A 21,063-nucleotide genomic window follows, 5' to 3' on the forward strand; every position below is an offset into this window, starting at 1 on the left:
TCAGGGTTCCAGCAGGCGGCGAGGGCCAGGACCGTGTTCCGCCAGCGTGTCCGCGGGGTTGACGAGCGCGCACTGCTCGAAGGACAGGCACCCGCAGCCGATGCAGTCGGTGAACCGGTCGCGCATCCGCTCCATCTTCTCGATGCGGGCGTTGATCTCCCTGCTCCAGCACACCGACGCGTTCATCCAGAACTCCCGGGTGGCCGGCTCGCCCTCCGGCAGGAAGCCCAGCACCCCTCCGATCACCGACAGGGGCATGCCGACGCTCTGCGAAGCGCGGATGAACGCCACCCTGCGCAGAGTGCTGCGGTGGAAGCGGCGCTGCCGGCCGTCGGTGCGGCGGCTGGTGATGAGTCCCTGGCGCTCGTAGAAGCGCAGCGCTGAGGCGGGGACGCCGCTGCGTGCGGACAATTCGCCGATGGTCAGCTCCTGGGCGATCTCTCCCGACTCCGACATATCGCCCACCCTAGCTTGACTTAAACCTTTGTTTAAGCACGAGCCTGTCTCCACGGAGACCAAGAACCTCACGGAGACAACGATGACCGACGCAGTACGACAGTGGATCAGGCAGCATGCCCATCCCCTCACCACCCTCGCCCCCCACGACCCGCTGGCCGATCTGGCCGCCCTGCACGGCCTGGCGCGTGATGCCACGGTCGTCGCCCTCGCCGCATCGGCCCGCCAGACCCACGAACTGTCGGCCATCGCCCATCGGATGCTGAGGTTCCTGGTCGAGGAGATGGGGTTCCGTTCGATCGCCCTGGAAGGCGACGATGCCGCACGCTTGCACCTCGACGAGTTCGTCCGCACCGGCCGGGGTGACCCGCAGGCGCTCCTGGCCGACGCCCGGTCCTTCTGGCAGACCGAGGAGATCGTCGATGTCATCCGGTGGATGCGCGCCCACAACGAACGGCACCCGCACGACCAGGTCCGCTTCGCCGGCGTTCCCGATCGAGCCCCCCTGCGACCAGGCAATCCGCAGACGGTGGGCGACGACATCGAACAACGCCTGGCCGAGAACACGATCTGGTGGCACGAGCACACCGGCGACAAAATCGTCTACTGGGGCGGCCTCGCGCACATGGTCAACGGCTCCACCCGGACGGTCTCCCCGCCATCGCCGCCGCCCACGCACCGCAACGCGGGCAGCTATCTGCGCGAACGCTTCGGCAGCGGCTACCTGTGCATCGGCCTGACCTTCCACCACGGTTCGCTGCCCTACCCTGTCCCAGCGCCACCGCCCGACTTCGCCGAGGCACCCCTGGGCGATGCCGGCCTGGACTCCTTCTTCCTGAACCTGCACGCGCCGGGCCCGGCCTCCGTTCGCGCCTGGCTCAACACGCCGACCAGAACCCGACTGATCGGCCCCGTCTACGATCCAGGCGACGACGCCGCCCATCACCTGTCCGGCGGTTCGCTCGCCGGCTGGATGGACGTCATCGCCCACCACCGGCAGGTGACACCGGTCCGCGTCATCAGTGGTGAAGGACGCGTCGGGCGGTTGGGCTGAGTCCCGTCACTTCAGGAGCGTGCGCCAGCGGTCGGCCGACTCGATCATGTCCAGGCTGAAGTGTTCCAGGAACGACGCCGTCTTGGTCAGTCGTTCTCGCACGGGGCTGTCGAGCCCGAAGGACTCGGCCATCGCCATCGTGGCCCGTACCATCTCGAGCGACTGCCGCCTGCTGATCAGGATGGAGTGGTACCAGGCGTCGTTGTCGATCACGTAGACGTCGCGACGGCGCCGCGGGTCGCGCTCGCGCCGGGCGTACCCGTGCTGGACCAGGTAGTTCACGGCCACGGAGATGGAGGCTGGGCTGACGTTCAGCCTGCGGATCAGTTCGGCGGCGGTGCGGCGGCCGTCCTCGGACAGCACCAGGTCGTGGTGCACGCGCGCGGCCGTCCTCGGCATCCCCGCTGTGACCATCATCTCGATGATCTCCTGTTCCATCGTGGCGATCTGCGCCGTGGCCGCGTGCGGGGGTGCCGGTGTGCCGCGCCGGGCCCGCTGGATCGTGTCCTGGTGAGCCTGCTGGGGCCGGTAGCCGGTGGGGCCGCCGTTGCGGGCGATCTCCCGGGTGATCGTCGAGGTCGGCCGGTCGAGCCGCCGGGCGATCTCGCGGTAGGAGAGTCCGTCGGTGAGTCCGGCCGCGATGCGTCGGCGGTCCTGCTGGGTCAGTCGTCCTCCTGGCATGCCATCAGTGTTGCCTTAGCCGCCATTCATTGCAACATGGTGTTGCTTTCGGGCGCAGCGTCATTGCGCCAATTCATCGCATGCTACCTGGGCAAATGCCTTCTTTGGATTGACGCGACGGTAAATGCAACGTAGCTTTCGAGTTGCACGAAACACGTACTATCTCGAAGTAAGGACTGGTCATGGGTGAGTCCCTCCACACCGTCGAGAACAGGGCCGCTGCCGGGCAGGATCGTCCGGAGCTGCAGCAGGCCGTCCAGGAGTTCGTCGATGCCGGTTTCGCCGGGATGCAGATGCGCGTGCACGACGAGCGGGGCGAGTGGGTCGGCAGCGCCGGGGTGCGCAAGCTGGGCGAGGACGCGAAGCCGCCGACGAACGCCCGGTTCCGGATCGGCAGCACCACCAAGACCTTCACCGCGACCCTGGTCCTGACGTTGGTGGCCGACGGCGAGATCAGGCTGGACAACCCGGTGGACGACTACCTGCCCCAGTTCGGCCTGGACCGGCGGATCACCGTGCGGATGCTGCTGCGGCACACCAGCGGGGTGTTCAACCACACCGGCGAGGTCGACCCCGACGGGACGTACGTGCCGGGGCTCCCCTCGGTGGGCCAGGAGTGGGTGGACAACCGGTTCCGTACCTATCGGCCGGAGGAACTGGTGCGGTTCGCGCTGTCCAAGCCGGCGCGGTTCGAGCCGGGGACGGACCAGGGCTACTCCAACACCAACTACACGCTGGCCCAGGTACTGGTCGAGCAGGTCACCGGCCGCTCCTACGCCGAGGAGATGCAGCGCCGGATCCTCGGGCCGCTCGGACTGTCGGACACCGTGGCGCCGGACGCCCAGCCGGAGATCCCCGCGCCGCACGTCCACGGCTACTACCGGTACGAGGACGCCGGCCAGTGGAAGGTGGTCGACGTCACCCGCCAGAACCCCTCCCTGCTGGCCGGCACCGGCAGCATGATCTCGACCACCCGGGATCTCCACACGTTCGTCTCCGCACTGATGGGCGGCGACCTCCTGCCCGCCCCGCTGCTGGCCGAGATGCGCGAGCCGTACGGGACGCTCGGCTATGGCCTCGGGCTGTTCGTCCAGGACCTCGGCCCCGACTGCGGCGGCACCGTCTTCCACCACAACGGCAGCACCCTGGGCTTCGGGGCGCTGATGTACAGCACGCCTGATGGCAGCAAGACCCTGACCGCCTCGCTGACCAGCGGGGATGCCGAGGTCGACCTGATACAGACGTTCCCGAAGGCGTTGGAGAAGCTCCTGAACGAGGTGTTCTGCGGCGGGCGCACCGGGGCAGCCGACAAGGCCACGCCGGCTCAGTAGCGGGCCCTGCCGGGCCCGTTCGGCTTCGCGGGCAGCTCCGCAGCCGACATCGAGATCCCGCCGAACTTCATCGACGGTCTCGTCACCACCTGCCTCCACGGCGTCCTGCGTACTCCGTGAGTCACACCCCATCAGTTGAGGTGAGGCGGGGGTTGTAGGTTCGCGTGGTGGTCGCGGGATGTCGTTCAAGGGCCGCTCCTTTGCGGGTGGGACGTCGGACCAGATCCCCGCCGCAGTTGGGGCACTGCCCCCGCAACGGGCCTTCCGCGCAGTCGGCGCACCAGGTGCACTCGAAGCTGCAGACACGTGCGCCGGTGCTGTCCGGGGGCAGGTCACGGTCGCAGCGTTCACACCCGGGGCGCATCTCCATCATGGGCATGGAACCGAGTATCTCCTTGGTCGGCGGCAGTGGTCGTCGGATGGACCGCAGGGTGGTGTGTACGGGGCCGCCTCGGCCTCGCGATCGCCGAGGCGGCGAGGACGGCGCACAGCTCGATGGCGGCCGCGGCCCAGCCGACCGCCGTGATTCCGCCGGACGACAGGGCCACCGATCCCGCGAGCCCGCCGAGTGAGATGCCGAGGTGGGTCGCGCTGGCGTTGAGCGAGAGCACGATCCCGGCGTGTTCGGGGGTGAGATCGACCAGCCGGGCCTGCTGGATGGGCAGGAACGACCAGCCGAACACTCCCCAGACGGCGAGAATGACCGCGCAGGCCGCCGCGCCCGCCGTTCCGCCGACGCCGAGCGAGGCGAGGGCGCCGAAACCGGCCAGGGCGACGGCGAGCCCGGCCGTGCTGATCACGGCCGGCCGCGTCGCGTGATACCGGTCGACGGCCCGTCCCCCGAGCGTGTTGCCAGCGACGGCCGCGACCCCGAACACCAGCAGCCAGATGCTCAGCGCCGGGCCCTGGATGCCGCCGAGGCCGTCGAGCACCGGGTTGATGTAGATCAGCACGGTGAACGCGCCCGCGATCCAGAGCACGGTCAGTGCCAGCCCGGTGGGGACACCGGGCGCGCGGGCGATCGCGAGGCGGGCGCGTAGGTCCGCGGCCGGGGAAGCGGGGATCGGGCGCAGCAGGATCACCAGCCCGACGGTGGCGACGGTACCGAGCGCGGCGACCGCGACGAAGGCCGCCCGCCAGCCGAGGGCCCCGCCGGCCAGGGTGCCGAGCGGGACGCCGAGCGCGGTGGCCAGGCTGATGCCCGCGGCCACGGTGGCCACGCGCCTGGCCGCGCCACGGAGCTGGTCAGCACACCCAGCATCGGCGCCCCGACGGCGTAGGCGAGGGCGAACACGGTCACCAGCAGCCCCGCGGTGCTGTCGGTGACCCCGAGGTCGCGGCCGAGGTCAGGAAGCAGACCGGCGATGACGTAGCCGTCGGTGCCGATCGCGAACAGGCCGACCGCGAGCAGGATCAGCGGGGTTCTCGACGACATCGCGAATGGTGTAGGGCAGGTGGTCACGAGGACTGCAGGAACAGTTCGAGCAGGGCCAGCAGCGTCTGCGGCGCGTCCTCTGGGGTGAAGTGGCCGACGTCGGCCAACTCGACCACCGGGGCCGTGGGATAGCCGAGGCGGAAGGCGGGCACGGTGTATCGCGGCAACAGCGCGGTGTCCCGCATGCCCTGCACCAGCAGGGCGGGTTTGGCGCGCAGCGCCGCGACCGCCGCCGGGTCGGGTTTCGGCGGGGCGGGCTCGTCCGGTGCCACGATCTGCTGCGGGAAGCGGATCACGCCGCGGCACTGCTCGCGATCGGTGAAGTGCGCCGAGTACGCGCGCAGCCAGGCCGGGGTGATCACCTCCGGCCGGGTGATCGTCTGCAGTGTCAGCATCAGGTGGGCGACCGTGTTGCCCGCGTTGCCGAGCAGTTCCTCCAGCGTCCCGTCGGCCTGGGCGGCGCGCGCCCAGCGAAACCACAGGCTGTCGTCGTGGTTGCCGTCCATCAGTTCGGCGTAGCCGGGCAGGCCGAGCGGCAGGACGGTGTTGGTCGCCAGTACCCGGGTGACCCGGTCCGGGTGGCGCAGGGCGAAGCCGGCACCGATCGGGCCGCCCCAGTCGTGCAGTACCAGCGTGATGTCGTGCAGGTCGAGTCGGCCGACGAGCAGCGCCTCCAGGTTGTCGACGTGCTCACCCGCCAGGTAGGTGCGGTCGGCGGGCGTCTCGCTCTTGCCGAAGCCCATGTGGTCGGGCACCACGACCCGGTGCCGCGCGGACAGCGGGCCGATCAGGTGCCGCCACAGGTAGCCCCAGGTGGGTTCGCCGTGCAGCAGCACGAGGTTCTCCCCGCCTTCGTGCGGTCCCTCGTCCACGTAGTGTTGGCGGAACCCGGCCGCCTGGCAGTAGCGCGCCCGGTACGGCCAGGTTCCGTCGAATGTCTCGTGCTCAGGTATCACGTCTGGGCCCCCATTGGTTGCGTCGCGCGTTCGTGTCGAGGCGCGAGCCGGACACTAGGCGCGACCCCCTGACACCTCCTGTCAGTGGGAGCTGAACAGCCAAGATCCAGATTCAGGTCCGGTCGGATGAACGGCGGCACCGGTAGGAGGCTGTTGCGCCCATGATCATCAGAAAGTCCGCAAATATCGGCCTATATGTGCATTTCGGTCCGTACCATAATCCCTGCGGTGATCATCGGTGAGAGTCGCCGATGCAACTGCCGCAGGGAGTCTCACGTGCGAAAGACCGCAGCCGCCACCATCGCCACCGCCACCCTCCTCACCGGAGCGGGCGCGGCTCCCGCCGCAGCGGGGGCCGCGTCCGCGCCCGACCGGTCCCAGGTCATCGTCATCGGCCATCGCGGCTCGGCGGGCCACCGCCCCGAGCACACGCAGGGCAGCTACGAGCTGGCCGTGGCCATGGGCGCCAACTGGATCGAGCCCGACCTGGTACCGACGAAGGACCATGCGCTGGTCGCCAGACACGAGAACGAGATCTCCGGCACCACCGACGTGTCCCTGCGCCCGGAGTTCGCCGCGCGCAAGACCAGCAAGGTCATCGACGGGCGCACCGTGACCGGCTGGTTCACCGAGGACTTCACGCTGGCCGAGCTGAGGACGCTGCGGGCGGTCGAGCGGCTGCCCGCGATCCGGCAGCGCAACACCGTGTACAACGGCTACTACCAGGTGCTCACCTTCCAGGAGGTGCTCGACCTGGCCAAGCGGCTCTCACGCCAGTACGGCAGGCAGATCGGCGTCTTCCCGGAGACGAAGCACCCGACCTACTTCAGGTCGATCGGGCTGCCGCTGGAGGAGCCGCTGATCGAGACGGTGAAGCGCAACGGGCTCGACCGGTCGAACAGCTCGGTGGTGGTGCAGTCCTTCGAGCCGTCCAGCCTGAAGCGGGTGGACGAGGAGCTGCGGGTGCCGCTGTGGCAGGCGCTGGGCACCAGCGGCCAGCCGTACGACCTGACGGTGGCAGGCGACCCGACGACCTACGCGGACATGATGAAGCCCGAGGGACTGTCGAAGATCGCCCAGTACGCGCAGTGGATCGGCCCGGACAAGTCCTCGGTGATCCCCCTCAACCCGGACGGCAGCTCGGGCACCCCGACGACCCTGGTGTCCGACGCGCACAAGGCCGGGCTGAAGATCGGGGTGTACACCTTCCGCAGCGAGAACCAGTACCTGCCGCTGCAACTGCGCCGAGGCCAGGTCCCGACCGACCACGGTGACGCGCTGGCGGAGTATCGGGCACACCTGGACCAGGGCGTGGACGCCTTCGTCACCGACTATCCCGACACCGCCGCCCTGGCCAGGGCCGAGCGCGGCAAGCCGGGCACGTACGTGCGGCCGCAGCAGTTCGACAACGGGCTGCCGGAGGAGGGCCAGGCGTGAACCCGCGGGCCGCCTCCGGACGGAGGCGGCCCCTCGACCCGCCTGTCCGGCAGGCCCGGCACGCCTCAGGAGCCTCACGACGGTTGACACGGTGCCACCTTCACCACGAAACTCTCCCGAAACACGCAAGGTGCGTACTGTAAACGTTTACGGGAGCGGTTGATGCGCAAACCCCGCTGGCTCGCCGTGCTCGCCGTCCTGGCGTCACTCTTCCTCCTGGCCGCGCCGGGCGAGACGGAGGTACGGGCGGGCGGCACGCTCGCCACCGCCTCCGCGCCGTCACCGGCACTGGGCGAGAACATCGCCTACAACGTCTATCTGCCCAGCGGCTACGACCGGGGCACCGGCCGTCACCCCGTGCTCTACCTCCTCCACGGCCGGGGCGACACCATGCAGGCGTGGACCCGGGTCAAGACCGTGCTCGACGACATGATCCGCACCAAGCGCATCCCGCCCGTCATCGCCGTCATGCCGGACGCACCCTGGAGCGAGCGCGGCGGCTGGTACGTCGACTCTCACTACACCGGCACCGATCTGCCCGGCAGGCCGATCGAGACGGCGCTGACCAAGGACCTGGTGGCGCACGTGGACGCGACGTACCGTACCGCGCCCATCAGGGAGGCCCGGCTGGTCGGCGGGTACTCGATGGGCGGCGCGGGCGCGCTGCGGTTCGCGCTCGCGCACCAGGACCTGTTCAGCGCCGCCGCCGTGCTCAGCCCGGCCGTGTACACGCCGCTGCCGCCGTCCGACTCCTCCACCCGCGACTACGGCGCGTTCGGCAAGGGCGGCGAGAAGTTCTCCGAGGAGGTCTACCGGGAGCTCAACTACCCGGCCCTGCTGCCGAAGCTGGACGCCGACCTGCCGGTCCGGGTGTTCGTGGCGGTCGGCGACGACGAGTACGCCAACCCGGACCCCGCCGACGCCTCCCACGACCTGGACTTCGAGTCCGCCGCCCTCTACAACGCCGCCCGGCGCTCGCCGGCGGTCTCCGCGCAACTGCGCGTCATGGACGGCGGCCACGACTGGACGGTCTGGGAGCCCGCCTTCGAGCAGGCCATGGCCGAGCTGGGCCCGGGCCTGAGCGTGACGCCTCCGACCGGCCTGCCCGCCCCGCTGTACGGGACGGCCGGCCAGGACTGGGCCGGGGGAGTGGCGGCACACGCGGACGGCGCCCTGACCATCGGGTACGCGGCCGGCGGGGACGCGGTCCTCACCCGCGTCGGCGGCTGGACCAGGCAGCTCGCCACCCCGGCCGACGAGCGGCTGTACGGTGTGGCGGCCCTGCCGGACGGCGGCGTGCTGGCGGCCGGGTACACCAAGGGCGACCTGGACGGGCGGCACGCGGGCAACACCACCGACGACGCGTTCGTGGCCAGGCTGGGCGCCGACGGGACCGTCCGCTGGATCACCCAGTTCGGCGGGCCGGGCGTGGCCGACCGGCTCTACGGCCTGGCCGCCGCGCCCGACGGCGGCGCGTACGCGGTGGGCTACACCAAGGGCGCGCTGGACGGCGCCAACGCCGGTGACAAGGACGCCGTTCTCGCCCGCCTCACCCCGGACGGCGAGGTGTCCTGGATCCGCCAGTACGGCGGCGCGGGCGAGGACAAGGCCTACGGCGTCGCCGCGGACGCCTCGAACGTCTACGTCACCGGCGGCGCGAGCGCGGCCCTGCCGGGCACGACCGGGCCCGGCGGCTGGCTGGCCGCGTTCACGACGGACGGCACCAGGAAGTGGGCCGCCACGGCGGGCGGCAGCGCCTCCGACCGGCTGAACGCGGTGGCCGTCACCACGGCCGGCCTGGCCGTCGCCACGGGCGGTGTCGGCGGCGACGCGTACACCGTCGCCTACACCGGCCAGGGCAAGCAGCGCTGGCAGCACATCCTCGCCACCCCCGCCGCCGACGCGGGCGCCGCCGTGGTCCCGCTCGCGGGCGGCGAGGTCGAGGTGGCCGGCCACACCCGGGGCCGGGTGGACGTCCAGGCGGGCGGCGCCGACGTCCTGACGCTGCGGCTGGACGGACGGGGCAGGCAGCTCGCCGCGGCCCAGCTCGGCACCGCCAGGGACGACGGCGTGGACCCCTTCGCCGAGCCCAACCTGTACGCGACCGCGACCCCGGCGGGCGAGGTGGCGATCACCGGTCTCACCTACGGCGCCCCGAAGGGCGGCACCGCACCGGGCAACGGCGACGTCTTCCTCGTCAGTACGTCACCAGCGGATGCCCGATGAGGATGGCGTGACTCATCGGAGGTCTTGTTACGATAGGAGCCATGGAGATTGAGGTAGACAGGATCTAGCCACCGGACTGCCGGTGGCTTTCATCCGTGTGGGCGACGCCCACGCTGGTGGATGACCGTTCTCCCCGCGCAGCAGCGTGAGTCCGCCCGTTCGAGGCGTCGACACCTCTGCGTGTGACCTGCCGGCACGTTCGCACCGCACCGACCTCGGTCCCCAGTTCGTGCCTGCGAACGCGCGCTTCGATCCTCTGCGTGCCCGTCCATCCATCCGCGTCCGGCACCCGGGCATTGACCCGGTGCCGGACGCGGATGGCGTCCCGGCAACCCTGATCGAATCTTTCGCGACAGTGACTCACGGCCCGTGGTCGGTTGTCCCGCCAGTTCCGCTGGCATTCGAAACCGTTCACGAAAGGCCATGGCCATGCAGCATCGCACGTCGCGTTCCCGCACCCGTCACCGCCGAGCCCACTGGAAGGCGAGCACCCCGGCACTCACCACCCGCACGAACCCCGCCTGCGCCCGGCCCACCCCGCCGCACGGCACCTGCCCGGGCTGAGGCCTCCACCGGGGTCGTGAGGTCTTGCCGCTGACGGGCGGTGACACGTGAGCACTGTCCTGACCACCAGGAGCCGCTGGATGCGCATCCGCGACCATCTCGCGCGGACCGGTGCGCCCGCGTTCCGGTTCGGTCAGCTCATCGCCGCGTGGCAGAGCTCGACGGCCGAGACCTTCGCCGACGTTCACGCGCTGCCGGCCGGCCTGCGTGCCGATCTCGCGGAACGGTTCGGTCCGCGGCTGCACCCCCTGACGCCGCTGGAAGTCCAACGAGACGAACAGGTGGAGAAGGTGCTGTTCGCTTCGGAGAGCGGCGCTCGCATCGAGACCGTCGTGTCCCACTATCGGGCCGGATGGGACTCCATGTGCATCTCGTCGCAGGCCGGGTGCGGTCTGGGCTGCACCTTCTGCGCCACCGGCGCGGTGGGCCTGGTCCGCAACCTGACCGCTGACGAGATCGTCGCCCAGGTGATGCACCCGCACTGGACCCGCGAAGGCCGGCCCCGACCCGCGAGTGTCGCGTTCATGGGGATGGGGGAGGCGCTCGCCAACCCTCACGTGTTCGACGCGCTCACCCTGCTGACCGACGCGGGCTACGCGGGGATGTCCGCGCGACGGGTGACCGTGTCCACCGTGGGGTTCGCGCCGAACCTCGCCCGGCTGGTCGACCGACATCCACGGGTGACGATCACGCTGTCCGTGCACTCACCGTTCGCGCAGGAGCGTGCCCGCATCATCCCGCTCGAGGAACAGTTCCCGCTCGCGCAGAGCCTCGACATCCTCGACCGGCACGCCGCCACGAGCCGCCGAAAGGTCTACCTGGCCTATCTGCTCATCGCCGGCGTGAATGACAGCGACGACCACCTCGCCGCTCTCGCCGAACTGGTGCGTACGCGGTCTCGCCCCGAGCTGTTCCACGTCAGCGTCATCCGCTACAACGCGGGGGCGGGAACACCACCGGACTACCGGGCCCCGTCCTCCGTCCGAGTGGACGAGTTCGTACGCGGGCTGACCGTGCGCGGCGTGCACGCGACGAGGCGACGGCAGTTCGGCACCGGCATTGATGCCGCCTGCGGTCAACTCCACGCCAACTACCTCGCGGCGGGCCCCGCGAGACTTCGACACGATCGGCGCTGACGGGGACATCGAGTCCCGCGCCGACGAAGCCCTGCAGCAGATCGGTTTCACCGCCGGAGACCTCGACCGCCACGTGGCCGAGGTCTCCGTGCGGAGAGACGATGCTCGGGCTGCGCATCCGCCGCACTCCGATCACCCTGCTCGCGCAGGCCCTCGACGGGTCGAGCCCATCGTCTGACAGGCCGGGCTCAGGGCGAGGACGGTGGCGTCTCCTGGCGGCGCGCGTGTTCCGCGTCCAGTCGAAGGGATCTGAGCAGGTCGAGCAGCTCGGCGTGGTAGAGCTTGGCGGGATCGCCGATCTGCGTGCCGAGGTGGCCGTAGACCTCCAGGGAGATCAGGCCGTGCATGCGGCCCCACATACGCAGCGCGAGGGCGACGACGGACGGGGACAGGTCGGGGAAATGCTCGCGGACGGTGTCGGCCAGGACAGGTGAGAAGTCCGACCACTGGTGCTCGGTGGACGCCTGGGTGGCCTTCGCGCGGGGCCAGGCGGCGGCGGCCAGTTCGGTGAGCCCAAGGCAGGCGCGTTTGGCGGCCTCGGGGGCCGGACCCCCGGCCGGCGAACGATAGCCGGCGACCGGATCGCCGTAGATCAGCCGGAAGCCTTCGGGGTTGGCCAGCGACCAGACGCGTACGGCCTGCCCCCAGGCAAGGATGCGGCCGGCGACGTCGTCGGGGGCGACGGCGTCGCGGGCGGTCTCCACCTGGTCGAGCAGCGAGGAGTAGATGTCGTTGATCAACGTGGTGATCAGCGCGTCCCGGGTCTCGAAGTAGCTGTAGATGGCGCTGCCGCTCATGCCCATCTCGCGGCCGATCGCCCGCAGCGAGACCGCGTCGGGGCCGCCCTCGCTCAGGTGCTTGAGCGCGATGGCCTTGATCTCCGCGGTGGTCTGCGCCCGCAACCGTGCCCGTCGGCCCACTGTCTGCTCTTGCACGCTTGACAGCTTACACCGCTCCGCTAGAGTGCGGCGCACAAAGTTTGAGCGGCGTTCAGTTTTGGAACGGCGAATGCCCATATGGCGGAGGGTTCGTGATGAAAGCCAGAACGGTCCTGTTCGACGAGCTCGGCGGTCCCGAGGTGCTCTACCTCGCCGACGTGGAGATCGGTGACCCGGGTCCGGGCGAGGTGCGGGTGCGCATCGACGCGTTCGGCCTCAACCGGGGCGAGGTGTTGCTGCGCACCGGCCGGTACTACTACGACGCGGTGCTGCCCGGCTCGCGCCTGGGCACCGAGGCCGCCGGTGTCGTGGAGGCCGTCGGGCCGGGCGTGACCGACTACGCCGAGGGCGACGCGGTCAGCATCGTGGCCAAGCCGAACGACGACGGGATGTCCGTCCACGGCGTCCACGCCGACCGGGCCATCGTGGCTGCCAAGCGACTGATTCGCCGCCCGGAGCACATGGACGCGGTGACCGGCGCGGCCCTGTGGGTGCCCGCGTTCACCTCTTACGGCGCGCTGGTCGAGGTCGGAAGGCTGGGGCCCGGCGATGTGGTGGTCATCACGGCCGCCTCCAGCAGCGTCGGCCTGGCCGCCATCCAGCTCGCCGCCCACCTGGGCGCCACACCCATCGCGGTGACCAGAACCGGCGCCAAGACCGACCGGCTGCTGACCGCGGGCGCCGCGCAGGTGATCACCGCCGACGACGGCGACCTGGTCAAACACGTGCACGCCAGCACCGGCGACCGCGGCGCGCGGCTGGTCTTCGACAGCGTCGCCGGTCCCGGCCTGCCCGACCTGGCAGCCGCGGTCGCGCCGGACGGCCTGCTGATCGTCTACGGCTCACTGGACGGACGCCCCACCCCGCTGCCCATGCGGTGGCCGATCAACGTCTACGGCTACGCCGTCTTCCACCTGTTCGCCGACGAGGAGCGGCTGCGCCGGGCCGAGACGTTCATCGCCGACGGCCTGCGCGCTGGAGCACTCACCCCGGTGATCGACCGCACCTTCGACCTGACCGACATCGTCGAGGCCCACCGCTACATGGAGTCCAACACCCAGGTCGGCAAGATCGTCGTCACCGTCCAGCACTGACCCGCCGAAAGGACACCACCACCTTGTACGCCGAGCTCATCCACCGGTTCATCGACGCCATCAACGACACCGACGCCGCCCGGCGCCGTGCCACCATCGAGGAGATCCTCACCCCGGACTGCACCTACACCGACCCGGAGATCGCCGTCGAAGGACACGACGCGCTGGACGAGGCGTTCGCCGCCCTGCAACAACGCATTCCGCCCGGATTCCGCTTCAGCCTGACCGCCCCGGTCGACGTACACCACCACCAGGCCCGCTTCTTCTGGCGGTTCGGCGGCCCCGACGCCTCCGCTCCGACCGGCTCCGACGTGGCCGTCTTCGCCGACGGGCGCATCCGCCACCTGTACGCCTTCTTCGACACCGCCAAGACCTGACCCGCCAGCCTCCGCCGACGCCGAATCTCATTCGGCCACGGTCCCGGTGCCGGGGGAAGTGCGCTACGGCCCCGGCTCCCTCACGGCTTCTTCTTGAACACCCTCAGCGCGATCACCGCGACGATGATGACGGCGATGATGAAGATCATCAGGACGGCCGTGTTCATTGGTTATCTCCGATCTCCTCCAGTCCAAGGTGGAGGCACTCGTCGTGGTCTATGTTGGCGGGCAACGGCCGCACCAGTCCCGTCGACAACAGCCACCCGATCACGACGAGTGGTCCGTCGCACCGCTGGAAGTGCGGGGGAACGACGGCGAAGGGGCTCTCGGCGTGGGTCTTGAGGCCGAGGAGTTCGTTGAGCGCCGGCTTGTCGCAGGCGGGAGTTGGGCGCAGTGCCAGCCCGTGCGCCCTGGACCACAGGTTCGAGGTGCCGAGTAGCGTGCCGACGTCCGTGGTGACGGCGTGGTACGAGAAGCTGTTGTACTTTGAAGGCGTTTTCCAGCACTTGACGCTGGCCAGGAAGAACCTGTCCGTACGTCACGAACGAGGAGATGCCGTATCCCTGAACTTCAGCCAGGGGGATCGTGGGGTTCTACCGGGGTGCTGGAGCGTTCGATCACGTCGGTCGCGGCGGCGGCCAGGGCCAGTATGGGGAAGATCGCGTGTGGCGGTACCCGGTAGACCCCGCGTTCGGGTTGTTCGATCAGTCCGGCTGAGGCGAGTGTCTTGAGGTGGTGGTAGAGCTGGCCTGGGGAGGCGAGCGCCAGCTCGGTTTGGAGGTCGGCGACTGGTTTGGGGCCGATGACCAGCAGTTGCAGGATTTCGAAGCGTGCTGGGTGCCCGGCGGCGGCCAGCACGGTGGCCAGCGGCCCGGTCGGCTGGTGGAGCAGCCATCCCGGGCTGCGGGTCACCTCCCACATCCAGTGGTGGTCGCCGAGTCTGGCCTGCCCGCCGTAGGTGATCTGGCCGGTGTCGTCGCCGACCGCCGGTGGCTCAGGAGGGTTGCGGGCGGCTTCGAGGGCGGCGACCCGCGCTTCGAGGTCGTTCAGCCGCTGGTTGATGCTGGTCAGGGTTGCCTCACTTCAATGCTGCCCGGACCTTCTCGAAGAAGGCGGTATCGGTTGCCATCCGCGCGATGAACTGCTGGTGAGCATAGCTGCGGATCCCGGAGTACCAGGTTGTCTCGGGCAGTCGCCTGAGTGCGAGGATGGTTTCGCGTGGTTTGTCGCCCGGCCGGACGGTGTACATGGCTTCGCTGATGACGCCGGGTAGGGTGCCGCCTTTGGTGCCGATGAGGAGTTTGCCGGGGTCGGCACCGGGCTGGCGCATGGGCCATTCCAGGTGCCGGCTGGCCGTCTTGTCTTTCCTGAGTCCGGCGAGCACGTCGTGGAGTACGCCGGGTTCGATGCGGTTGACGGTTGCGGTCCAGGCGGCCTGCCGGGCGAAAGCGGGGAGTGTGAGGTGCACCTGTTTGCCGGCTTTGACGTAGTTTTTCAGGCAGGTGTCGGCGGGTAGTGTGCAGTCGCCGAAGGCGCGGAGCATCTCGCCGGTGTAGGAGCCTACGTGAGTCTGTGCGATCTTGCGTAGGGTGCCGGGGCCGAGGCGGTCGCGCAGGAGGTCGGCGGCGGCGTTGTCGCTCTCCTCGATCATGGCGGAGACGACCTGGTCGAGCGTGGCGCTCGCGCCGGGCTTGAGCCTCTTGAGCGCCGCTTCGTGGGCGCCGCCATCGGTGCCGGGCAGGTAGTAGGAGTTCCACAGGGCCACCGGGACGCGTTCGCCCGGCTTGACCTTCCCCTCACGCACCGCGTCGGCGTAGGCGGCGAGGTGGACGAGTTTGATCGCCGACGCCACAGGGGCCAGACGGTCGGCGTTGTGGCTGATGCCCTGCGTCACCAACGCGACGTCATCGGGATGAGCCTGAATGTAGGCAAGAACGGACTCAGCGTCCTTGAGATCGGCGGGGACGGCAACGGCACCGGTCACCGGGGCCGCCAGCGCCGCGGTCAGGAACATGCTGAGAATGGATGGCATGCCCAGATTCAACCACAAAATCGAAATTCCGGAAAATCGAGTTTGAGGGCGGCGGTGGCTCGAGGTCGCCGCTGGGCCATCGTGAGGCGTTGATGGTCCGTGCGAAGGTGCTTCTGCTTCCTCCTTCTCGGTGGCCTTGCGGCATTCGGCCAGCGCCTCCAGCCCGAGGTGGCGGCGGAGTATTGACGTTCACGATCTTCGCCGACTCGGCTCTCTGGTCCCCCGCGCGCGGTCGGCTCAGGACGTGGTGTCGGGTGAGGCCACCATTTCCTGAGCCGACCGCACACGCGCACCCCGACGTCTTCCTAGTGGTTCGGTTTCGTCTACAGTCGCTGGCTTTGCGACGGGACCGTGCTGTCGTCGGCAGGGACTTCTTGTGCGGGAGGGGCTTCTCGGGTGCCGGTGGGTGCGACGCGCCGCAGGAGCAGAAGCGCGAGCACCAGCAGCACTGCGGCCAGCCCGCCGCTGATGATCGCGGCGGCGTGCAGTCCGGACGCGAAAGCGTTGCGCACGGTTGCCGCCATCGCCTCGCCGAGCTCTCCGGGGAGGCGTTCGGCGATGACGAGGCCACCGCCGAGGTTGCCGGCCGCCTCTCTCACCGCGTCCGCGGGCGCGCCTGATGGGGAGGTGGCCTGTACTTGGTTGCGGTACACGGCTGCCATCACGCTGCCGGTGGCGGCGATGCCGAAGGCGAGACCGAGTTCGTAGGCGGTCTGTCCGACCGAGGACGCCTGGCCGGCCTTGCCCGGCGGGGCGGTCTCGGCCGCGATGGCGGTGCCGAGCACGGTGACCGGTGCCAGGCCCAGCATCATGGCGGTTGCCGCGCCGACAGCCACGACCGCTCCCGAGTCGTCGCCTGGGAGTGCGGCGATCACACCGAAGGCCGTGCCGGCCAGAGCGGCACCCGCGGCGATCACATTTGCGGGCCGTATCCGCCGGGCCAGCACGGGGGTGAGTTGCGATCCGGCGGCCAGGCCGAGCGCGGGTAGCACCATGAGCAGGCCGGCCTGGACCGGCGGCAGACCGCTGACCAACTGGAGGTACTGCGGCATCAGGTACTCCACGCCGTTCATCGCCGCCAGGCCGATGAACATCAGAGCCAAGGCGGCGGTAAAGGTGCGATCGGCGAACAGTCGCACGTCCAGCAGCGGCGTCGCAACCCACCGCTGGCGCCACAGGAACAGCGCGCCGAAGGCCAGCCCCACGGCCAGCGCCGCAAACGTCACCAGGGCGAAGCCGTTCTCTCCCAAGCTCTTGATCGCGTATACGAGAGGCAACAGGGCCAGCAGGAGCAGCGGAGCACTGGCCCAGTCGAGCCGCCCGGCCTGCGGATTCGCGTGCCGGGGTACCAGCAGCGGCACGACGGCCAGGACGACCAGCATGATCGGCACGGCAACCAGGAACACCGAGCCCCACCAGAAGTGCTCCAGCATCACCCCGCCGATCACGGGCCCGATGGCGACGCCGCTCGATAGCGCTGTCACCCACAGCGCGATCGCCCGGGCCCGCGGTACCGGATCGGTGAACATGCGGCTGATCAGCGACAGCGTAGCCGGGACGATGGCGGCGCCCGCCGCGCCCAAGACCGCCCGGGCCGCGATCAGCACGCCGGGACCGGGAGCATTGGCGGCCATGATCGAGGCGAGCGTGAAGACCGCGATGCCGAACAGCAGGAGTCTGCGGTGTCCGTATCGGTCGCCGAGGTTGCCCGACAGGACCAGCAGGGAGGCTACGGCAAAGCCGTACACGTCGTTGATCCACAGCAGTTGAGTGCTGGACGGGCCGAGATCGACGGCCAGCGCGGGTGTGGCCAGCCAGAGGACCCCGAGGTCGACGGTCATCAGCAAGGTCGGGAAGAGCAGTACGGCCAGGCCGAGCCATGGGCGGCGGGAGTGGTTACACATCTGCCGCCTCCCCCAGGCGGCGGGCGTAGGAGGCGAAGTCGGCGGGTTCGCGACCAAGGGCGCGTCGCACGCCGTCGGACAGCGCGGCGCCGCGCCCGTGGCGGATGTGGGCGAACAGCGCCGAGGTGATCTCGGCGTGGTCGTCCGGGTGTCCCGCCGCGGCCAGTTCGGTGCGGTACTGCTCGTCGCTGATCGGTGTGAAGCGTACGGCGCGGCCGGTCGTGCGGGCGATCTCGGCAACAGCCTGGCCCCAGGTCAGCGCTCTTGGACCGGACAGCTCGTAGATCTGCCCGGTATGACCGTCCCCGGTGAGGGCGGCGACCGCGACCTCGGCGATGTCCTCGGCGTCGATGAACGGCTCTTGTCCCTCACCGGTGGGAAGCCGCAGATCTCCCCCGGCCATCGCGCCGGCGATGAGCGGGTCCTCGCCGAAGTTCTGGGCGAACCAGGACGGCCGCAGAATCGTCCAGGCCACGCCCGCTTCACGCACCGCTTTCTCGACGGCAAGCCCGGCCGGGTCGCCCATCTCTGCCCAGACCCTGGCTGACAGCAGCACCAGCCGGTCCACGCCGCGCGCGACGGCTCGCTCCGTGAAGGCACGTACCTCGGCCGCGGCGCCCACGTCCTGGGAGTCGACCAGATAGACGGCTCGGACTCCGGCCAGCGCCGGGTCCCAGGTCGTCTCGTCGGTCCAGTCGAATCGCACCGAGCCCGATCGAGACGCCACCCGTGCGGGCACACCACGCCGATCGAGCAGGGCGGCCACCCGCCGCCCCGTCTTGCCGGTGCCACCGGTGACAAGAATCGATGAAATAGACATGTCGCCCAGTGAACCGACGCCAGGCTGGACGGGCGATGGCCCAGCGTCTGCCTTTGATGTTTGAGCGTCTAAGCTATCTGGAATGGCCGATGCACTGACGAGCCTGCTGCGTGACATCCGTCCTGCGGGAGCGCTGTTCGACCAGTCGATTGTCAGCCCGCCGTGGTCGCTGCGATTCGCCGAGAAGGCACCGCTCACGTTGCTGACCATGCTCAGCGGCGAGGCGTGGGTTTCGCCTGATCGTGGCGATGCCGTAGTCCTGAGCACCGGAGACGTGGCGCTCGTCCTCGGCACCGAGCCCTTCACCATCGCCGACGACCCGGCCACCCCGCCGCTGGCCGTGGTCGACGCGTCCGGATCCTGCACCACGCCCGACGGAGTCGAGGTCACCGGCGGGCTGCCGATGTGTCGCCCCGGCGGGCTCACGGGCGGGTCGACCGTGCTGCTCAAGGTCACCTACCAGGTGAGCGGCCAGGTAGGGCAGCGCGTGCTCGGCGCGCTGCCCCGACTGGCCCACATCCCCGCACTCCCCGGCGGCTGCCCCACCCTGGACATGATCTCCAGCGAGATCCTCGAGGATTCTCCCGGGCAGGAGGCGATCCTCGACCGGTTGCTCGACCTGCTGCTCATCTCCAGCCTGCGCGAATGGTTCAAGCTCCCGACGACCGACGCACCCGCGTGGTATCGCGCGCACGGCGACCCGGTGGTCGGCTCGGCCCTCAGATCCATCCACGGTGATCCGGCACACGCCTGGACGGTTGCCCGACTGGCCGCGCAGGCCGGTATCTCTCGAGCAGCTTTCGCGCAGCGCTTCACCGGCCTCGTCGGCCGCCCGCCGATGGCCTATCTCACCGAGTGGCGCATCTGCCTGGCCGCCGACCTGCTCGCCGACAGCGAAGCCACCGTCGACGCCATCGCCCGTCAGGTCGGCTACTCCAGCTCCTACGCCCTCAGCGTCGCCTTCAAACGCACTCTCGGCATCCGCCCCACCGAACACCGTGACCGATGCCGAGGCCGCGCCGCTGCGTGATCGCGCCATCGCACGGACGGGGTGGACGCCCTCCAAGACCTGGCAGGTTCGTGAAAGCCGCGTGCGACGTCCCGCGTCAGTCTCGTTCTGGGGTGCATCGATCTCACCGCGACCACACTCGACCATTACTGGGGGTGCAGCCGGCTGGTGGTGGCCGGCGCGGAAGTCGAGCCAGCCGGACGTGGACGAATAGGCTTAGTTGTCGATGGCCTGGTAGAGGGTGGTCCAGAAGTCGTTGATGGCCCGCGCCGAGTCCGGGGTGGACATCCCGGTCTGGGTGAGCAGGATGCCGACGAGCTGGTTGTGCGGGTCGGCGTAGGTGGTGGTGCCGGCTCCGCCGTCCCAGCCGAACTGGCCGACGGGGGCGTAGTCGCCGCGGTAGGTGCGCACTGCCATGCCGAAGCCCCAGCCGCCTTGCTGTCCCTGGCCGTGGGAGAGATGGACGACGCTGCGAGCCCAAGTCTGTAGGGCGGTTGTCTGCTCGTGGGTGAGGCGGTTGGTGGTCATCAGCTCGACGGCGGGCCGGGACAGGATCCGTTCGCCGTCGTGCACGCCGCCGTTGAGCAGCATCCGGAAGTAGGCGTGGTAGTCGTCGACGGTCGAGTCGAGCCCGCCGCCACCGGACTGGAACGCCGGCGGCGTGCTGTGGTGCCCCCCTTCAGCCTTGTCCTCGACGGTGAACTCGCCGGTCTGCCAGTCGGGGGCGTACAGCGGCGGCAGCCGGTCGATCTTGTCGGCAGGCACGTGGAAGGCGGTGTCCTTCATCCCGAGAGGGTCGAAGATGCGTTCGCGCAGGAACTCCTCGAACGACTGGCCGGTGACCCGGGCCACCAGCACGCCGAGCAGGTCGTCGCCGAGGTTGTACAGCCATCGCTCGCCGGGCTGGTACATCAGCGGGAGCGTGCTCAGGCGCCGCATCCACTCGTCCGGGTCCGGCGCGGGCAGCATCCAGCCGTCCTCCTGGCCGTAGACCCCCCGCTCGAAGAACGCGGTCAGCATCGGGGCGGTCCGCGCCGTCATGTCCAGGCCGAGCCCCAGCGTGTTGGTGAGCAGGTCCCGCACGATGATCGGCCGCCGGGCCGGCACGGTGTCGTCCAGCGGGCCGTCGGGCCGCTTGAGCACCTGCCGGTCGGCGAGCTCGGGCAGCCACCGATCCACCGGGTCGTCCAGCCGTAGCCGGCACTCATCCAGCAGGACCATCGTCGCCGCCACCGCGACCGGCTTGGACGTCGAGGCCATCCGGAAGATGGTGTCGCGGCTCATCGGCGCGCCACCGTCGTGACGCATCGTCCCGATCGCTTCGACGTGCGTCTCCTCGCCCCGGCTGACCAGGGCGACCAGCCCGGGAATCCTCCCGGACTCGACATGCCGTGCCAGCACCTCGCGCAGTCTGTCCAGTCCGGCCTTGGAGAAGCCGTTGTTGCCTTGTCCCATCATGAATTCCTTACTTGTAGGTGTTCGATACACGCGGTGTTCGATCTTGTGAGACCTGGCGCGGCGCTCGTGGACTGCCTTGAACGACGCACGAGGTTCGGGGGAGCGGAACACCCTTCAGCTACTTAACAATGCTGACTACCGGTACAAAGTAACAC

At 69.7% G+C, this 21,063-nt stretch carries 20 protein-coding genes; 9 read left to right on the forward strand and 11 right to left on the reverse strand.

Annotated features, from left to right (window positions below; all coding sequences use genetic code 11):
• A complete protein-coding gene (gene soxR / locus ABD844_RS25430; RefSeq protein WP_344882809.1) occupies positions 1-456 on the reverse strand; it encodes a redox-sensitive transcriptional activator SoxR in 456 nt (151 codons plus the stop codon).
• An 82-nt stretch (positions 457-538) separates the two neighbouring features.
• On the opposite strand from soxR, the gene ABD844_RS25435 reads away from it, so the two are divergent.
• Positions 539-1,510 carry an erythromycin esterase family protein gene (locus tag ABD844_RS25435; RefSeq protein WP_344882812.1) on the forward strand — a complete coding sequence of 324 codons (972 nt, stop codon included), beginning with the start codon at positions 539-541 and terminating at the stop codon, positions 1,508-1,510.
• 6 nt (positions 1,511-1,516) lie between these two features.
• On the opposite strand, the gene ABD844_RS25440 is transcribed toward ABD844_RS25435, so the two are convergent.
• Positions 1,517-2,191, reverse strand: coding sequence for a GbsR/MarR family transcriptional regulator (locus tag ABD844_RS25440; protein ID WP_344882815.1), 675 nt, complete (start codon positions 2,189-2,191; stop codon positions 1,517-1,519).
• A 182-nt stretch (positions 2,192-2,373) separates the two neighbouring features.
• Here ABD844_RS25440 and ABD844_RS25445 point away from each other — a divergent pair, with 182 nt between their 5' ends.
• Positions 2,374-3,522 (forward strand): serine hydrolase domain-containing protein, encoded by a 1,149-nt coding sequence (locus ABD844_RS25445; RefSeq protein WP_344882818.1) that lies wholly within the window; start codon positions 2,374-2,376, stop codon positions 3,520-3,522.
• 121 nt (positions 3,523-3,643) lie between these two features.
• On the opposite strand, the gene ABD844_RS53245 is transcribed toward ABD844_RS25445, so the two are convergent.
• The 3 genes from ABD844_RS53245 to ABD844_RS25455 all read right to left on the reverse strand — a co-directional run bounded on the left by ABD844_RS53245 (position 3,644) and on the right by ABD844_RS25455 (position 5,913).
• The gene (locus tag ABD844_RS53245) at positions 3,644-3,901 is read right to left on the reverse strand and encodes a DUF1272 domain-containing protein (RefSeq protein ID WP_425568647.1); all 258 of its coding nucleotides are present in this window, start codon (positions 3,899-3,901) and stop codon (positions 3,644-3,646) included.
• Positions 3,870-4,742: an MFS transporter gene (locus ABD844_RS25450; RefSeq protein ID WP_344882821.1), complete on the reverse strand. Its 873-nt coding sequence runs from the start codon at positions 4,740-4,742 to the stop codon at positions 3,870-3,872. Before ABD844_RS25450 ends, ABD844_RS53245 begins: the two co-directional genes overlap by 32 nt.
• A gap of 238 nt (positions 4,743-4,980) precedes the next feature.
• The gene (locus ABD844_RS25455) at positions 4,981-5,913 is read right to left on the reverse strand and encodes an alpha/beta fold hydrolase (protein WP_344882825.1); all 933 of its coding nucleotides are present in this window, start codon (positions 5,911-5,913) and stop codon (positions 4,981-4,983) included.
• Between the two features lie 276 nt (positions 5,914-6,189).
• Between ABD844_RS25455 and ABD844_RS25460 the strand changes: the two genes are divergently transcribed.
• From ABD844_RS25460 to ABD844_RS25470, 4 genes are all read left to right on the forward strand, one after another.
• Positions 6,190-7,350: a glycerophosphodiester phosphodiesterase gene (locus ABD844_RS25460; protein ID WP_344882828.1), complete on the forward strand. Its 1,161-nt coding sequence runs from the start codon at positions 6,190-6,192 to the stop codon at positions 7,348-7,350.
• 162 nt (positions 7,351-7,512) lie between these two features.
• Positions 7,513-9,576 carry an alpha/beta hydrolase-fold protein gene (locus tag ABD844_RS25465; protein WP_344882831.1) on the forward strand — a complete coding sequence of 688 codons (2,064 nt, stop codon included), beginning with the start codon at positions 7,513-7,515 and terminating at the stop codon, positions 9,574-9,576.
• 429 nt (positions 9,577-10,005) lie between these two features.
• A complete protein-coding gene (gene rpmF / locus ABD844_RS53250; RefSeq protein WP_425568648.1) occupies positions 10,006-10,140 on the forward strand; it encodes a 50S ribosomal protein L32 in 135 nt (44 codons plus the stop codon).
• Between the two features lie 47 nt (positions 10,141-10,187).
• Complete coding sequence (locus ABD844_RS25470; RefSeq protein WP_344882834.1) at positions 10,188-11,276, forward strand: radical SAM protein; 1,089 nt, start codon at positions 10,188-10,190, stop codon at positions 11,274-11,276.
• Between the two features lie 188 nt (positions 11,277-11,464).
• Here ABD844_RS25470 and ABD844_RS25475 read toward each other — a convergent pair whose 3' ends face one another.
• Positions 11,465-12,211 carry a TetR/AcrR family transcriptional regulator gene (locus ABD844_RS25475; RefSeq protein WP_344882837.1) on the reverse strand — a complete coding sequence of 249 codons (747 nt, stop codon included), beginning with the start codon at positions 12,209-12,211 and terminating at the stop codon, positions 11,465-11,467.
• Between the two features lie 98 nt (positions 12,212-12,309).
• Here ABD844_RS25475 and ABD844_RS25480 point away from each other — a divergent pair, with 98 nt between their 5' ends.
• Together ABD844_RS25480 and ABD844_RS25485 are read left to right on the forward strand one after the other, a co-directional pair.
• Positions 12,310-13,308 (forward strand): zinc-dependent alcohol dehydrogenase family protein, encoded by a 999-nt coding sequence (locus ABD844_RS25480; protein ID WP_344882840.1) that lies wholly within the window; start codon positions 12,310-12,312, stop codon positions 13,306-13,308.
• Between the two features lie 23 nt (positions 13,309-13,331).
• The gene (locus ABD844_RS25485) at positions 13,332-13,685 is read left to right on the forward strand and encodes a nuclear transport factor 2 family protein (protein ID WP_344882843.1); all 354 of its coding nucleotides are present in this window, start codon (positions 13,332-13,334) and stop codon (positions 13,683-13,685) included.
• A gap of 570 nt (positions 13,686-14,255) precedes the next feature.
• Here ABD844_RS25485 and ABD844_RS25490 read toward each other — a convergent pair.
• The 4 genes from ABD844_RS25490 to ABD844_RS25505 all read right to left on the reverse strand — a co-directional run bounded on the left by ABD844_RS25490 (position 14,256) and on the right by ABD844_RS25505 (position 18,441).
• Positions 14,256-14,597, reverse strand: coding sequence for an ArsR/SmtB family transcription factor (locus tag ABD844_RS25490; protein ID WP_344882846.1), 342 nt, complete (start codon positions 14,595-14,597; stop codon positions 14,256-14,258).
• Between the two features lie 166 nt (positions 14,598-14,763).
• Complete coding sequence (locus ABD844_RS25495; RefSeq protein WP_344882849.1) at positions 14,764-15,717, reverse strand: serine hydrolase; 954 nt, start codon at positions 15,715-15,717, stop codon at positions 14,764-14,766.
• Positions 15,718-16,040: 323 nt separating this feature from the next.
• On the reverse strand, positions 16,041-17,621 hold the full coding sequence (locus ABD844_RS25500) for an MFS transporter (RefSeq protein ID WP_344882852.1): 1,581 nt from the start codon (positions 17,619-17,621) through the stop codon (positions 16,041-16,043).
• Entirely contained in the window at positions 17,614-18,441 is an 828-nt protein-coding gene (locus ABD844_RS25505) for an NAD(P)H-binding protein (protein WP_344882855.1), read from the reverse strand. Before ABD844_RS25505 ends, ABD844_RS25500 begins: the two co-directional genes overlap by 8 nt.
• 82 nt (positions 18,442-18,523) lie before the next feature.
• Here ABD844_RS25505 and ABD844_RS25510 point away from each other — a divergent pair, with 82 nt between their 5' ends.
• On the forward strand, positions 18,524-19,471 hold the full coding sequence (locus ABD844_RS25510) for an AraC family transcriptional regulator (protein WP_344882858.1): 948 nt from the start codon (positions 18,524-18,526) through the stop codon (positions 19,469-19,471).
• Positions 19,472-19,666: 195 nt separating this feature from the next.
• Here the strand turns inward: ABD844_RS25510 and ABD844_RS25515 are convergent, their stop codons facing one another.
• Positions 19,667-20,905 carry a serine hydrolase domain-containing protein gene (locus ABD844_RS25515; RefSeq protein WP_425568650.1) on the reverse strand — a complete coding sequence of 413 codons (1,239 nt, stop codon included), beginning with the start codon at positions 20,903-20,905 and terminating at the stop codon, positions 19,667-19,669.
• Positions 20,906-21,063 lie beyond the last annotated feature (158 nt).

The sequence above is a fragment of the Nonomuraea antimicrobica genome (genome assembly GCF_039536965.1).
Classification (GTDB): domain Bacteria; phylum Actinomycetota; class Actinomycetes; order Streptosporangiales; family Streptosporangiaceae; genus Nonomuraea; species Nonomuraea antimicrobica.